General features: G+C 31.4%; 11 protein-coding genes and 1 pseudogene. All 12 read right to left on the bottom strand.

Annotation, left to right across the window (positions count from 1 at the left end):
• Positions 1 to 339: pseudogene (locus ACTQZM_RS10100) on the bottom strand (GBS Bsp-like repeat-containing protein); the annotation flags it as partial.
• Positions 340 to 487: 148 nt separating this feature from the next.
• Positions 488 to 1,045, bottom strand: a complete 558-nt coding sequence (gene frr, locus ACTQZM_RS10095) for a ribosome recycling factor (RefSeq protein WP_016252413.1) — start codon at positions 1,043 to 1,045, stop codon at positions 488 to 490.
• A 162-nt stretch (positions 1,046 to 1,207) separates the two neighbouring features.
• Positions 1,208 to 1,930 (bottom strand): UMP kinase, encoded by a 723-nt coding sequence (gene pyrH, locus ACTQZM_RS10090; RefSeq protein ID WP_016252414.1) that lies wholly within the window; start codon positions 1,928 to 1,930, stop codon positions 1,208 to 1,210.
• A gap of 285 nt (positions 1,931 to 2,215) precedes the next feature.
• Positions 2,216 to 3,097 carry a translation elongation factor Ts gene (tsf, locus tag ACTQZM_RS10085; RefSeq protein ID WP_016252415.1) on the bottom strand — a complete coding sequence of 294 codons (882 nt, stop codon included), beginning with the start codon at positions 3,095 to 3,097 and terminating at the stop codon, positions 2,216 to 2,218.
• A gap of 120 nt (positions 3,098 to 3,217) precedes the next feature.
• A complete protein-coding gene (gene rpsB / locus ACTQZM_RS10080) occupies positions 3,218 to 4,009 on the bottom strand; it encodes a 30S ribosomal protein S2 (protein ID WP_243197477.1) in 792 nt (263 codons plus the stop codon).
• 498 nt (positions 4,010 to 4,507) lie between these two features.
• A complete protein-coding gene (locus ACTQZM_RS10075; RefSeq protein ID WP_441653688.1) occupies positions 4,508 to 5,419 on the bottom strand; it encodes a glucosyltransferase domain-containing protein in 912 nt (303 codons plus the stop codon).
• A gap of 313 nt (positions 5,420 to 5,732) precedes the next feature.
• Complete coding sequence (locus ACTQZM_RS10070; RefSeq protein WP_349277770.1) at positions 5,733 to 8,447, bottom strand: glycosyltransferase; 2,715 nt, start codon at positions 8,445 to 8,447, stop codon at positions 5,733 to 5,735.
• 1 nt (position 8,448) lies between these two features.
• Entirely contained in the window at positions 8,449 to 9,693 is a 1,245-nt protein-coding gene (locus tag ACTQZM_RS10065) for an ABC transporter ATP-binding protein (protein ID WP_349277509.1), read from the bottom strand.
• Between the two features lie 2 nt (positions 9,694 to 9,695).
• Positions 9,696 to 10,493, bottom strand: coding sequence for an ABC transporter permease (locus ACTQZM_RS10060; protein WP_047342282.1), 798 nt, complete (start codon positions 10,491 to 10,493; stop codon positions 9,696 to 9,698).
• 199 nt (positions 10,494 to 10,692) lie between these two features.
• Positions 10,693 to 12,642, bottom strand: coding sequence for a DUF7657 domain-containing protein (locus tag ACTQZM_RS10055; RefSeq protein ID WP_441653687.1), 1,950 nt, complete (start codon positions 12,640 to 12,642; stop codon positions 10,693 to 10,695).
• Positions 12,642 to 13,577 (bottom strand): glycosyltransferase family 2 protein, encoded by a 936-nt coding sequence (locus ACTQZM_RS10050; protein WP_349277505.1) that lies wholly within the window; start codon positions 13,575 to 13,577, stop codon positions 12,642 to 12,644. The genes ACTQZM_RS10055 and ACTQZM_RS10050 overlap by 1 nt, the downstream gene beginning before the upstream one ends.
• A gap of 24 nt (positions 13,578 to 13,601) precedes the next feature.
• The coding region (locus ACTQZM_RS10045) for a GBS Bsp-like repeat-containing protein (protein WP_441653686.1) at positions 13,602 to 15,545 on the bottom strand (1,944 nt) is incomplete at its 5' end.

Here is a 15,545-nt window from a genome sequence, read left to right as displayed (position 1 = left end):
TTTTACAACAACATCGTAGGTACCGTTTTCTTGGTTTACATTTTTAATTGTACCTTCGATTGGTTTAACTTCTTGAACTGCTGCTTGTACGGCTACCTCAGAAGTCGTATTTGCTGAACTACTTTCAGTTGTTGTAGTAGTTGTTGTCGTTTCTGTAGAAATAGCACTTGTTTCCGTAGATTCTGCTACAGGAGCGCTTGAGCTACTTGAAACTGTCACTGTTGAACTAGTTGTTGTATTCGTTGTTTGGGTTTCATCAGCAAAATTATTTGTTGCTAAAAATAAAGATAATGTTGCTGCACATACACTAAAAGTAATCCATTTTTTTGATTTTTTCATTTTCCCACTCCTAAAATCAATAAAAATATATGTAAAATTTTATCGAAGTTATACCCTATTTTTTTAGGTGTAAGTAAATAACTATAATTATTTATTAGCAAAAAATATACACGGTCTTGATTCGAAAAGAAGACAAGACCATGTATAATTATACTTCTAATAATTCTTTTTCTTTATCACTAGCAATCTTGTCTAATTCTTTGATACTCTTGTCGGTTAAATCCTGAATATCTTTTTCAGCTGAACGCAAGTCATCTTCGGTTATTTCACTATTCTTTTGTTGTTTCTTATATTCATCGATTGCATCACGACGAATGTTACGAATAGCAACTTTTGCTTGTTCAGCTTCTTTTTTCACTTCTTTTGCTAATTCTTTACGACGTTCTTCTGTAAGTTGCGGAATGACTAAGCGGATGACATTACCATCGCTTGTTGGTGTAATTCCCAAATCAGAAGCTAATAATGCTTTTTCTACTTCTTGAACCATTGATTTATCAAATGGCGTAATCATCAATACACGTGCTTCAGGAATAGTGATTGATGCCATTTGGTTTAATGGAGTAGGTACCCCATAATAAGTTACTTGAACTCGGTCTAATAATGAAGCATTTGCACGTCCAGCACGAATTTGACCTAAATTGCGTTGTAAGTTTTCGGCTGCTTTATGCATTTTGTCTTTTGCTTCGTTAAAAATTGCGTCTGCCATAATAATCTCCTCTTATCTATATTATCTTGGTGATTGAAATCTACCACTTAACTAAATTTTATCACAAAACATTTTTGAACGCTATGAAAAATTATATTATTGTTATCAAAAAAGCCTCTCCCACTGGCAAAAGTAGGAAGGCTTAATCTTAGTAAACGAAACTTATTTTCCTTTAACTGTAGTACCGATATTTTCGCCCATGATTGCCCGACGAATATTACCAGGTTGGTTCAAGTTAAAGACTACTAACGGGATATCATTATCCATACTTAGTGAACTAGCTGTAGAATCCATTACTTGAAGTCCTTTAGCAATAACTTCAAGGTGTGTTAATTTCTCAAACTTAACTGCATTTTCGTCTAATTTAGGATCAGCAGAATAAACACCGTCTACATTATTTTTCGCCATTAAAATAACATCAGCATTGATTTCAGCTGCACGTAAAGCTGCGGTTGTATCTGTTGAGAAGTATGGATTACCCGTACCACCAGCAAAGATGACAACACGATTTTTTTCTAAATGACGTTCAGCACGACGTCGAATATATGGTTCTGCAATTTGACGCATTTCGATTGAAGTTTGTACACGAGTTGGTACACCTTCATTTTCAAGGGTATCTTGTAAAGCTAATGCGTTCATCACAGTTGCTAACATGCCCATATAGTCAGCCTGTGCACGTTCCATTCCCATTTGCGCACCAATTTGTCCACGCCAAATATTTCCACCACCGACTACAATTGCTAATTCAACACCTAAATCATGTACTTCTTTTAATTCTTTCACGATTTCTTTAATAGTTGGAGGATTAATGCCAAAGCCTTTTTCCCCAGCTAGAGCTTCTCCACTTAATTTCAAAATGACACGTTTATATTTAGGTTCAACCATTTTTCTTCCTCCTGACTAAAAAATTTCTCGACTAATTATAGCATATTATCCAGTAAAACCAATCGATTCACTGAAATTTTCCAAAAAAAGGGGCTGACCCATTAGTCTCTTATAAAAAATGAGTATCTAAATAATCCGAATATTCATCGTTGATTTTATGAGTAATCAAGTTGAATATTCGGATTTTCTTTGTTTATTATTAATTGTTTATTTCATCGTAAGGATTTCTTTTTTTAGTTATCTTGCTAAAATACTTTTGGGTCAGCCTCATTAAAATGAATGAGCTTATTGCTTAATTTGGCTCATAACTTCTTCTACAAAGTTATCAACGCGTTTTTCGATACCTTCACCAACTTCAAAACGAGTGAATGAAGCAACTTTAGCGCCTTTATCAGCAACAAATTTACCAACAGTCATATCAGGATCTTTAACGAATGGTTGGTCAACTAATGCAATTTCAGCTTTGAATTTCTTCAAGCGACCTTCAACCATTTTTTCAACGATGTTAGCAGGTTTTCCTTCATTTAATGCTTGTTCAGTAAGGATAGCTTTTTCGTGATCTAATTCTGATTGAGGAATTTGACTTTCATCAACATAACGAGGGTTGATAGCTGCTACGTGCATTGCAACGTCACGAGCTACAGTTTCATCAGTCGTTCCTTCTAATACAGTTAATACAGCGATACGTCCGCCCATGTGTAAGTATCCACCAAATGCATCGTTGTCACCTTTTTCTACTACATGGAAACGACGGAAGCTGATTTTTTCACCGATAACTTGAGTAGCTTCGATTAATGTAGCTTCTAATGTACCTTTAGATGCTTCTAATTTTAAAGCTTCTTCCATGTTAGCTGGACGATGTTCTGCCATTAATTCAGCGATTTCTTTCACTAAGTTTTGGAACATTTCGTTTTTAGATACGAAGTCAGTTTCTGAGTTAACTTCTACGATTGCAGCTACATTGCCTTTGATTGCAACAGAAGCTAAACCTTCAGCAGCGATACGATCGCTCTTCTTAGCAGCTTTAGCCATCCCTTTTTCACGTAATAAATCAATTGCTTTTTCAATAACACCTTCTGTTTCTACTAAAGCTTTTTTAGCATCCATCATCCCTACGCCTGTCATATCGCGTAGTTCTTTAACTAGTTTAGCAGTAATTTGACCCATTTTGATAAATTCCTCCTATTTCATTTCAAAAAAATTATTTTACTTTTAAAAAAAGCTGCTTCAAAGGAGAGTGAGGCTCCTCACTTGGCCCTTGAAAACAGCTCCATTTTGTACATCTAATTATTCAGCTGATGCGTTGTCGCCTTCAACTACTTCAACGATTTCTTCGATTGAAGTTGCGTTTTCTTCTGTTGTTTCGAATAATACTTCTTCAACAACTTCTTGGTCTTCACCTTGGTTACCTTCGATGAAAGCATCTGCCATTTTAGCTGTAATTAATTTAACCGCACGAATTGCATCATCGTTTGATGGGATAACTACGTCGATTTCATCTGGATCGCAGTTTGTATCAACCATCGCTACGATTGGAATATTTAATTTACGAGCTTCTTGAACAGCAATGCGTTCTTTACGAGGGTCTACGATGTACATTACATCAGGAATACGTGGCATTTCAGCGATACCGCCTAAGAATTTTTCTAAGCGTTCACGTTCTTTGTTTAAGCCAGCAACTTCTTTTTTAGGAAGTACTTCGAAAGTTCCGTTTTCTTCCATTTCATTGATAGCTTTTAAGCGACCAATACGTTTTTGGATAGTACCCCAGTTAGTTAAAGTACCACCTAACCAACGATGGTTTACATAGTATTGACCAGCGCGGATAGCTTCGTCTTTGATTGCTTCTTGAGCTTGTTTTTTAGTACCAACGAATAATGCGATACCGCCATCTTCAGCGATTTCTTTCATGTATTCGTAAGCTGCATCTACTAACTTAACTGTTTTTTGTAAGTCGATAATGTAGATTCCGTTTCTTTCTGTGAAGATGTATTTCTTCATTTTTGGGTTCCAGCGACGTGTTTGGTGACCAAAGTGTACGCCGGCTTCAAGCAATTGTTTCATTGAGATAACTGCCATGTTTAAATTCCTCCAATTTGGTTTTTCTTTCTTCTTCTTATCTTTAACCTCGCTGGCAAACTATTTCTAGCACCTACCAACAATCCAATAAGAATGTATCTTTAGTGTGAATGCCACACCCTTGTTAGTATACACTAAGTTTTTGGTAGAAGCAAATAGTTTTTACAATTAAAGCCTATTTTTATTTCATATAGAGATAAATCTGATTGGTATCAACATAAATTGTATAGTAATAATTGTCAACCACTTTTTGAATATTTCCCGATTGTGTATCTAGTGTAGAAAAATCAAACGATGCAGGGTTTAATTGTATGTTCATACCAGAAATATTATTAAACCAGAATTGATTTGGCCAGTATAATTTTTCGTTTTGTGGAACAAGTTTCTTTAATATAGGAAAATTTCTTTCTGAATTAACTAAAACATTAGATGATTTGAAAAATTTATTAGCATTAATAGTTCTTCTACTATCTGTTACAATATTTTTTAAATCATTTGCTAATATATACTTTGAAATTCGAAACTAGGTTTTTGAACGGATAACATACTAGGATACCCAAAACAAAACGCCAATTGGAAATATACAAATAATACAACTGCAAAATTCGTTAATATATATATAGGTTTAACTCTTTCCAAAATCGACAAACACATTATACAAGTTACGGAAATATATATTGGAAAATTGTACCCATCATATCTTCCTAATATTGATATCAATGGATCTCTAAAAACCAAAAGAACACCATAACTAAATATTGCTCCGACTGACAAATAAAATACAGTAACAATTGTAGAAGGTAAAATATTTTGTTTTGAAAATAAACTTAGAGTAACAAAGCATAAAATTATCAAAACAAGAAAAGTAAAAACCAAAATTTTAGATGAATCAGAATATAAAACATAAAAATAATGAAGAACATTATTTATCAATGTTTTTGGAAGATCTCGTATCTTTGCTATTTCAACAAGATTTCCTCTAGTTGCAATTTCTGGATTTAGCTTTGTTTCCAAAAGATAAACAATCACTCCCGTAGTAAAACCAATAGCAGCAGTTAACAGCCTAATCATTTCATCTACAAATTTACTTCCTGTCAGAATTTCATATGAAAATAAAGCCAGGGCATAAACTATAAAAGTACCTGAAGATGATTTATAGCTATTACATAGTAAAAGAACAGATACAGAAGAAACAGCATAGAAAATATACCATTTATTCGTCCAAAATAAATAAGGAATAATCGCAAACAGTAAACTAAAACACATAAATGGGCTATCAAATCTGAAACTTAGGCATTCAAGAAACCAAGGATTTAACCCAATTATTATTGACACCATCGCCATTACAAAAGTAACTTTACCATTTTGAACAAAATATCTTAACGTTAAAATACTACATAATGATAACACTAACTTGAAATAAGAAAATTGGTTAATCCTTGATCCATTAATGTCGACTACCTTGAAATGTCCAAGACAGTAATTCACTTGCTAACCTAGAATAGTGTCTCCAAAAATTTGTATCTCCATAAAATTGCCTTGCTGTATCATCAATATAAGGAAACTGAACCATTTCCAGAGATGTAAGAAACAATAAATATATTACAAAAATTAAAGTAAGTATTTTTCTGTTATCATACAGCCATACTCTAAATCGATGTATTGATTCGCTCATTTTTAACTTCCCCTCTTAAAATTTTCAACCATTTACTAATCAATCATTTTATCTTCCATATACTGTGAATGGCGGATAATCTAAAGAGAAATTAATATTGTAGGCAGGATCCTTAAACAGACTTTCTCCATGTTTTTGCTGCATTTTCTTTATTTCGTTATTAAATCTTTGTTGTTTTTCAGGCGTATCTTCATATCCTCTTGATTTTGATTCGTAATGATATAATTCGACCTCATGCGCCCAAACATTTGTTTTACCCAAATTATGAACTCTAATACAAAAATCGACATCATTAAATGCCACTTCTAAACTCTCATCGAAACCACCAACTAAATCAAAAGTATCTCTGCTAACCATCATACAAGCTGCAGTTACAGCTGTATAATTATAATCTACATATAGTCTTCTAAAATATCCTGGATCATCTTTTTTAGCATTAATAAAAGAATGTCCAGCAACTCCACCCATTCCTACAATAACACCACCATGTTGAATCGTATTATCGAAATACCAGAGTTTTGCTCCAACGCATCCAATTCTCTTAAATTGTGCAAAACCAAGCATTTTTTCAATCCAATTTTCAGTAATAATACTTGTATCATTATTTAAGAATATTAGATACTCACCTTTTGACTCTCTGACAGCAAGATTATTAATCCTAGAATAATTAAATGGAATATCAATAACTTTTCGATGAAATACTCCTGGATACTTCGATTCATAGTGTTTGAATAAATTAATAGATTTCTCATCAGTACTTCCATTATCAGCTAAAATGATTTCAAAATTGTTATAACTGCTCTTTTCGAATATTGAGTCAACACACTGTTTGACATCATCGTAGCCATTTTTTGTTGGTATAATAATACTCACAAGTGGATTGCCTATGATATCGTAATCAACTTCATAAACACCATCATATTTTCCTGGTCTAGCCTTGGCTTTGATACCTCTTCTCATAAAAGCTTCATCTAGCATTTTTGTTGCAAGATTAAATGCATAATCTTTTTGTGAAGCATCTAAAGCGGTTGAGCCTTCTATCGCTCTCCAATGATATAATATTTTTGGAATATGATAAATGGTAGACGCATCTATTCTCTCAGTAAATCTTAAAATAAAATCATGATCTTGAACACCTTCAAAACCTTTTCTAAACCCACCAATATTTTTGGCAATCTCAGTTCTATAAACTCCTAAATGAGAAACATAATTTTGATTTAATATTAAATCAGGTGACCAATCTGGTTTAAAATGAGCATCGTAGCGTTCGTCTTTCTCATTTATTTTATCTTCATCAGAATAAATCATGTTAATTCGATTATCTTTATTCAATATTTTTACAACTTCATATAAAGCATTTTCAGATAAAGTATCATCATTATCAACAAGCGCAATATACTCACCAGAAGCAATTTTCAACGCTGAATTAGTGGCCTCAGATATATGTCCATTTTCTTTTCTCCAATGAACCATTATCTTAGAATTATTCTTTTCATACTCTTTCAATACGTTAATCGTTTTTTCGTTAGTGGAGCAATCATCTGCTATACAAATTTCCCAATTAGAATACCATTGATTTTCAATTGATTTCACACATTCTTTTAACCATTTTGGATCAACATTATAAACTGGAATCAAAATTGAAATTAGCGGATTATATTGAAAATCTTCAATATTTTGTTTTTCAATCGCTAATTGAGGCTGTTCATTCATTTTTATCCAATCTTCATATTGTTGTGTCATATGACGTAAAACATGTCTTCGTTTACGTAATCCCTCTTTTACTCCAGATATACCAGAAATTTTATATACTCGAATGGCTTTCTTTAACAAAATTAATAAATCTTTAGACTTTCTAAAAGGAAATGTAACAGCCTTTCCAGCTCGCCATGTTGTCGATTCAACAAGTTCTCTTTGGACATCATTAAGCCTTCTGATTTCAGCTTGCAAGTATACTTCTCTAGATTGTTTTTCTTTCTTTAAGTTTTCCAATTCACTTTCTAATTCTATTTTTTCCTCTTCAACGTCATCATACCATTGCGCTAAAATATTTGTTAATCCGCCACGATTATTAAAATACTTATCTGATATATACCTATATACATCAAACCATTGTCTTCTCTTAGTTTTATCTTCTCCACGATTGCCTTGAGAGTTTTCTAAAACTCGATAATTCAAATATACATCTTTAACTTTTATTGGTGTTGCACCAGAAGTTACTAAACCTAGAAAGAAATCATAGTCTTGCATAAACAATCGATTAAGGTATAAATCAAATCTATTATTTCCTATAGCTGTCCTTCTAATTAGGGAACATGTATCAATAAAGTTTACCATTGAAAACAATTCCATTGAAAAATCAGGAACTTCATTAATAACTTCTTTAGATTGCAAATTCTTCAACGAATAATATGCAATATCTTTATTGGTAGAATTTAATAACTCAACAGCTTTTTCAATATAATTACTTGGAAGTGTGTTATCACTATCGACAATTAATACGAAATCTCCTTTCGCCCAATCCAAGCCTATATTTCTGGCTACGCAAGCCCCTTTGTTTTCTTGTAAAATATAATCAGAATTTTCAAAAGGACTCTTAGCTAAACAATCTCTTATGACAGAGTCAGAATTATCAGTAGATCCGTCGTTAATTATTAATAAATCAATATTTGAATATGTTTGCTTATAGATACTATCTAAACACTCTTCAATATATTTTTCATGATTGTATGAAGTAACAATAACTGATACTTTTTTTTCCATATTACTCACCAAGCCAATCTCCTTTACGCTTTAATATTCCAGAACTCGATATTCTCAATCTCTTGTTTGAATTACTTTTATCGGACACAACCAAAATTGGCGTTTCTTTCTGAGAAGCAAATGCAATCGGAACATCTTGATTATTTCGTATAGAAACATTTATTGAAAGGTTACAATGATTAACAGTATCAAGCTCTAATTTGTAAGTTTGCTCTTTAACACCTTTGCCTTTTGTCATCCTATCAGAAGAATTATCATTATATAACCAAACATTTCTATCAATGTCTGTAATTGAAAATGCAATATAAGTTTCTACATCTTCAACAACATCATATTTAACTTTAAATTCAACAAATGGATTTTCTTCCGTTACAATAGACTCGGATAGTAATTTCACTTCTAAATTAGTAATTGGAGTTTCATTATTTTCAGTATCTTTTTTTGTACTCTCAGTCTCTTGTATTTCATCCTCATGTGAATCAATTACAGTCGCCGAATCAGTTGATAATGCGTTATCTAAAGAATATTGATCAGCAACTTCATTTGGTGTTCCAATCACTTTTACTTTTCCCTTATCTATCAATACTGCCTTATTACAGTATTTTCTAACGGATTCCATTGCATGTGTAACTAAAATTATAGTTTTTTCTTCTTCTTTTGCTTTTAGAAAATAATCATTACATTTTCTCTGGAAAGCTTCATCTCCAACAGCTAATATTTCATCTAATACCAAAATATCACTTTTAGCCTGAATCGCAACAGCAAAAGCTAATCTTACCTGCATACCGCTAGAATAATTCTTTAATTTTTGATTCATAAAATCTTTAAGTTCAGAAAAAGAAACAATATCATCATACATTTCATCTATTTCTTTTTCTGAAAACCCCAACATGGCACCGTTCAAATAAACATTTTCTTTTCCTGTAAGTTCTGGGTTAAACCCTACACCTAGTTCAATAAAAGAGACTAATTTACCATTTACTTCTACTGATCCTTTTTCTGGAACATATATTTGTGATATTATTTTTAATAATGTAGATTTCCCACTACCATTTCTACCAACAATTCCAAAAAAATCTCCTTTTTTAACTTCAAAAGAAATATCACGCAATACTTCTTGCGTTCTATAGCCTTTTATTCCTTTAAAATAATTTACAATAGTTCTCTTTAAGCTTGTTGAACTTTCAGTAGGAAGTTTAAAAGATTTTTCAACATGATTTATTTTAACAGCTATATCATTATTCATAATTAAACAATCTCCGCAAATTTTTTAGAATTTTTATTAAAAATGTAGTATCCGACAAATAATGTAATAAAAGGGATTATATAAGGAATACAAGCAATCCACTTATTTTCTATCAGTTGCCATACAGTGATATTCACAGGACTTGTCCCAAAATGACGTATATCTTGAATAATTTGGGCCATCGGATTCAACATCAATAGTTTTGCTGCACGTGTATTAATATTCATTACTAATGAAACTGGATAAATAATTGGTGTCATGTACATTCCAATTTGAAGTAGGACTTCCCAAATTGGGCCAATATCTCTAAACCGTACATAGATTGTTGCTAATATAAAAGCAACACCTAACGAAAATGCAAACAATTCAATTAAAAGAAGAGGTAACGTCAAAATCATCGATGAAACTTCAACTTTATTAATTAGACCGAAAATAAATACAATGATTAAGCTTATCAATAAGTTAATTAATGCATTTATTGTAATAGACAACACTATTATTTCAGTTGGAAAACTTAACTTTCTTAACAAGTCACCTCGAACAACAATTGATTGCATTCCTAAGCTTGTAGTTTCCGTAAAGAAACTCCAAATTACCATCCCCAATAATAATGCAACTGCAAAATGAGGAACATCTTGGCCAAATCTTAAAAAATAAATAAATACTACATACATTACTGCAAATAGCATAAGAGGTTTTAGTACAGACCATATGTATCCAATGACACTACCTTGATAGCGAAGCTTAAAATCTGTACGAACCAATTCCTTTAATAAAATTCTATTTCTTCTATTAAACATTGCTTATCTCCTTAACAATTCTGTATTAACCTAACTCAATAAGTATACTAGAATACTTATTGGTATTCAATAAGTGTAAAGAAATACTTAAATTATTCTTATTCAAACATATTAGTAAAAAAATAAGAGTTAGCCATCACTAACTCTTATTTCACTACATTATCTATTGATATTTGAACACCCCATCATATACTTCAAACTATTTAATACTAAAAATTCTATATCCATTATTATCTGGAGAAGTAACCGCATTAAATTTCACATCATTTGTATTTAATTGTGCTAAATCTCTTTGAGAGACAATATATTTACATCCGATATCTTTCAACTTTTTACTATTCAAATTAATAACTGTCACATCTAATTGAACTAGATTAAATTGTGTTTTTGAATTCGTAACTTCAATATGCATGTGTTGATATCTATTATATACAAATTCATCCTCTTTTGAATTATCATTTGATATTTCTTGCATTAAATCAAGATCTGGATAAAAACGTACAGAATTAATTGTTTTTACTCCTAGTGCGGGTAGAAAATTGTATAGCATCCCTTCAGACGCCCAAATTGCATCTGGATTATTTTTTGAAATCTCCATTATTTCATGAGATAATTTCTTGTCATATATTGATCCCAATCCTGAAACAATAGGGTTAACAGTACAGCCAGAAATAAAAATAATTAATCCCATCAAAAGGGCGAAAGTCTTAAAGTATTTATTCAATAACAATAAGCAGAGAACAAAAATTACTAATAAAACCAAAGCAACTTCATAACGAGTTAAATACTGATTGTAGCGCGAAATTGAGTAAAGCATTACAGTAAACATAACCATTCCAACGCTAAGTAAAAAGTTTTGGATTCTATTTCCTTCATAACTATCCACTACACGCCCCATAAACCAGATAGAAAATAGCATGGATACAAATGAGATTACAACGATAGTTCTTGCATTTGTAGTATATGAAAGCATAGTCAGTTCAGCTAATTTTTGTGGTAACCCTATACATTGCCATAATCCAGCAAATACTAAAAAAGAAATAAAAATATAGGAAAGTTTATAAAAATTATTTTTCTTTTCTTTAGGAATCAGTAATAATCCAGGAAGAACAATTGGCAAGAAATGATAGAAACTGGCTGCTTCACAATTATTGTTTCCTTCAAGCGCAATTACTCTATATGGCATTATCCAATTTGAAATTTGCTCAATAATATCATCTGTATTAATTACTCCACCAGTCCAAACTCTATGTCCGGGATATACGGTATTCATTACATCTCTCAGACTTTCTTTTGAGTTAACATAAAAGTGTCCCATTACCAAACCAATGATAGCAAGTGATAAAACAGGTAGAATAATATCCCACTTATCAAATTTTATTGTTTTTCTAAAGATGATGATTAATCCAACAAGCCACATTAAGAGGAAATATCCAAACATAACTTGAAATGCAGGATATATAACTAGAATAAATCCTATCGAAGAGATGGCAAGTGCAATCGCCAACAATACTCTCTGATACAGTTTTCTATTTATCATAAAGAAATGATAGCTAGCAACCATAATTGCTACTGTATAGAATACCAAATCCCCTAAATGTTGCATAAACCACCATTGGACGCCAGGCGAGTAAGTAATCCAGAATGCAGCTAAAAGAGACAAATATTTTTTTCTTTGCGTCAAAATCATTGACAATTCAAAAGATAGTAAAAATAGTGCCAATAATTTAAAAATCCAATAAAAAGAATAAGCTCTTTCTCTATCTAAGAATAAAAATCCCCAGTTAAATGGCTTTCCAATAATCGTAATATCTTTTACAGGAGAATTATATGCAATAATCATATTTTGACCATCTTTTGCATACAATTCATTGTTTACTGGTAAATTTTCAAATGTTTGCGAAAGATAAAAGGGTGTTTGAACAAGCCATTCATCACTTCTAATGGGTCTAGCTGCTCCTAAAATTGTTCCCGTAGATTTTCCTTGTTCAAAATCACTTAAATACTCATCCCAATATCCAACAGAACTCATATTTATTTTGAAAAACACTAAGATAATCAGTAATACTAAAGAAATTAAATATCTAAATTTAATTAATATATCAAGAAACTTTTTAATAATGTTAGAGATATTACCTAATGCATTCATCATTTTTCCTCTTTTTCATAAACAGTGTACATTTTTAATTCATAATCTTTTTTATTATTGATTACCACTGTATCTAAAATTATTCCGGTAAATAAACATAGAAAAGAGATTATCATTAGTCCAGTTGCTAATAATGCTGAAGGAACTTTTGAAATATAACTTGTTCTCATAAATTCAGTAATTACAGGGATACCTGCAAGTAAACTTAATACAAAAAATAAAAGAAATAAAATACTAAAGAAAATCATGGGTTTATAGTCTTTAAACATTTTAAAGATAGTGAAAACAACTTTGATACCATCTGAATAAGTGTTTAATTTTGAAACGCTACCTTCTGGACGATCACGATAATCAATTGGAAGTTCTAGTAGTTTTAATCTTTTATCAAGTGCATGTAAAGTAAACTCAGTTTCAATTTGAAAGCCTGAACTCATAACAGGGAATGTTTTGACAAATACTTTATTAAAACCTCTGTATCCCGTCATAACATCTTTTATATTACTTTTGTACAGTCTATTTATAGTGTCTCTAACAAAATTATTACCAAAATCATGAAAAGCGCGCTTATTTTCTGAGTAATAGGTACCATTTGATAATCTATCTCCAATCACCATATCGTAACCATCTTCTAATCCTTTTAATAAATTGTGACATGCTTCAGCAGGATACGTATCATCACCATCAACCATGAGATAGTAATCAGCATCGATATCAAAAAACATTTGTCTAATAACATTTCCTTTACCTTGGCGTGGTTCTTTTTTTACAATTGCACCTTCTTCTACAGCTATTTTATAGGTAGAATCAGTAGAATTATTATCGTACACATAAATATCTGCATCTGGTAATTCTCTCTGAAAATCATTAATCACCTTTTTAATAGTTAATTCTTCGTTATAACACGGAATTAACACAGCAACTTTCTTATTTTTCATTTATATATATTCCTTTCATCATATTTAGAAAAAATAATTAAAGTTTTTATTCACCAATCTGGATATATCTAAGTTATAGCCATAACCACTAATTCTTCCAGTTGATGTATATTGATGTAAATCGTAAATATTCGTGCTTGTGGGATTATAACCCTGATATAAACCATTATCTAAGCCATATGTTGGAATCCATAAACCTTGAAACTTGCTTGTATCAACATTAAATTGCTTAAACTTGTCATTCCCAATGTACAAGCCTATATTTTTTGCACCTAAATCAGATAATGTGGAGCGATATAATTCAACACCACTTCGAACATTATTATTTGCTTGTGACATTAAACCGGCTTCTTCTACATCTAACCACCAAAATGAAGGATTAAACCGGTGAGCTCTACTATAGAATAACCTTGCTTCATTAACCATTTGATCATAATTTTGTCCTCTAACCCAAGCGTACACAGCTATTGGAATATTCCGTTTTCTAAGTTCTTCAATATGTTTTTCATAGTACTTATCAACATAATTTTGACCATATTGAATGCGAACTATTGCTCCTCGAATATGTTTTGACAATTCATCGTAATCGATTAACTCAGGTTTCTGATGTTCTGAAATATCAATTATCTTATATGGTTTAGTGAGGTTGACATTCCCAGCTGATAGTCCAATTGTTTTCTTATTTCCGTTTTGATAAATATAAACATCAGATCTATATGTTCCGGATAGAAGCTGATGATCCATTACAGAAATGTGTGCTTTATAAAAGCCATCACCTATATTTTTTGCTTCATGCCAAATAATATCGGATTGGTCAGTCGCTGACCAAGTAGGGACTAAGATTTTACTTACATCAATATTTCTATTAACTTTAATTAACACATCATAATTACCGTTTTCGACGTCAATATTTGATATTTTAGCCGCATTACCAGTTATTTCAGCAATATTATTCAATACAGTTTGACCCAAATTTATCACTTTTTTGGTTCCATTATTCATATACATATATACATGTGTAGTATATGATCCAGAATGAAATTTATGATTAGCTGCTTGCATATGAACATGCCATTTCCCATCTGCAACCTCTTCAGCTTTATACCATTTTATATCACTTTGATCATATTTAGACCAAATAGGAACTAAAATTTCTTTGATTCCTGAATTCGAATAAGCATCTATTTCGACATCAAAGCTTTTGTTTTCTTGGCTAACATTAACAATACTGCCTTTTAATATATTTGGAATATTTTTGATTTCTGTATATCCTAATGATTTTGCTTTGACTTTTCCATTATAGCCATACATATATACATGCGTCATATATTGACCACGATTGTATTTATGGTTGGCTATATCCATATGAACAATATATACGCCATTCGGTTGTTTCTCAGCCTGATACCACTTAATGTCCTTTTGCTTTTTATCTGACCAAATTGGAACATAGATTTCTTTGATTCCTGAATCAATATGACCATTAATGACTACATCGTATGTTCCCTTTTGCTCATTTATATTCTTAATTTCAGCTTCTAATTTCGTATTGACATCTGGTAAGTTTGTATAACCTAATGATTTAGCTTTTACTTTCCCATTATTACCATACATATATACGTGTGTCATATATTCTCCACGATTGTATTTATGATTGGCAATATTCATATGCACAAGATAGCTACCATCAGATTGTTTACTTGCTTTATACCACTTAATGTCTTTTTGTTTCTTATCTGACCAAATTGGTACATAAATTTCTTTGATTCCTGAACTAATTTGTCCTTTTACAACTACGTCATAACTACCGTTTTGAACATTTACATTTTTGATTTCGGCTTCTAATTTCGTATTGATGTCTGGTAAGTTTGTATAACCTAATGATTTAGCTTTTACTTTTCCATTGTTACCATACATATATACATGCGTCATATATTCTCCACGATTGTATTTATGATTGGCAATATT

Source organism: Enterococcus cecorum, assembly GCF_052119425.1.
GTDB lineage: Bacteria > Bacillota > Bacilli > Lactobacillales > Enterococcaceae > Enterococcus_E > Enterococcus_E cecorum_C.
This window is presented reverse-complemented; position numbering and strand designations above follow the sequence as displayed.

Coding starts and splice junctions, on each gene's coding strand:
- ACTQZM_RS10065 (WP_349277509.1), bottom strand. CDS start 9,693: ATGAATAATGATATAGCTGTTAAAATAAATCATGTTGAAAAATCTTTT.
- ACTQZM_RS10050 (WP_349277505.1), bottom strand. CDS start 13,577: ATGAAAAATAAGAAAGTTGCTGTGTTAATTCCGTGTTATAACGAAGAA.
- rpsB (WP_243197477.1), bottom strand. CDS start 4,009: ATGGCAGTTATCTCAATGAAACAATTGCTTGAAGCCGGCGTACACTTT.
- ACTQZM_RS10070 (WP_349277770.1), bottom strand. CDS start 8,447: ATGGAAAAAAAAGTATCAGTTATTGTTACTTCATACAATCATGAAAAA.
- ACTQZM_RS10055 (WP_441653687.1), bottom strand. CDS start 12,642: ATGAATGCATTAGGTAATATCTCTAACATTATTAAAAAGTTTCTTGAT.
- tsf (WP_016252415.1), bottom strand. CDS start 3,097: ATGGGTCAAATTACTGCTAAACTAGTTAAAGAACTACGCGATATGACA.
- pyrH (WP_016252414.1), bottom strand. CDS start 1,930: ATGGTTGAACCTAAATATAAACGTGTCATTTTGAAATTAAGTGGAGAA.
- ACTQZM_RS10060 (WP_047342282.1), bottom strand. CDS start 10,493: ATGTTTAATAGAAGAAATAGAATTTTATTAAAGGAATTGGTTCGTACA.
- frr (WP_016252413.1), bottom strand. CDS start 1,045: ATGGCAGACGCAATTTTTAACGAAGCAAAAGACAAAATGCATAAAGCA.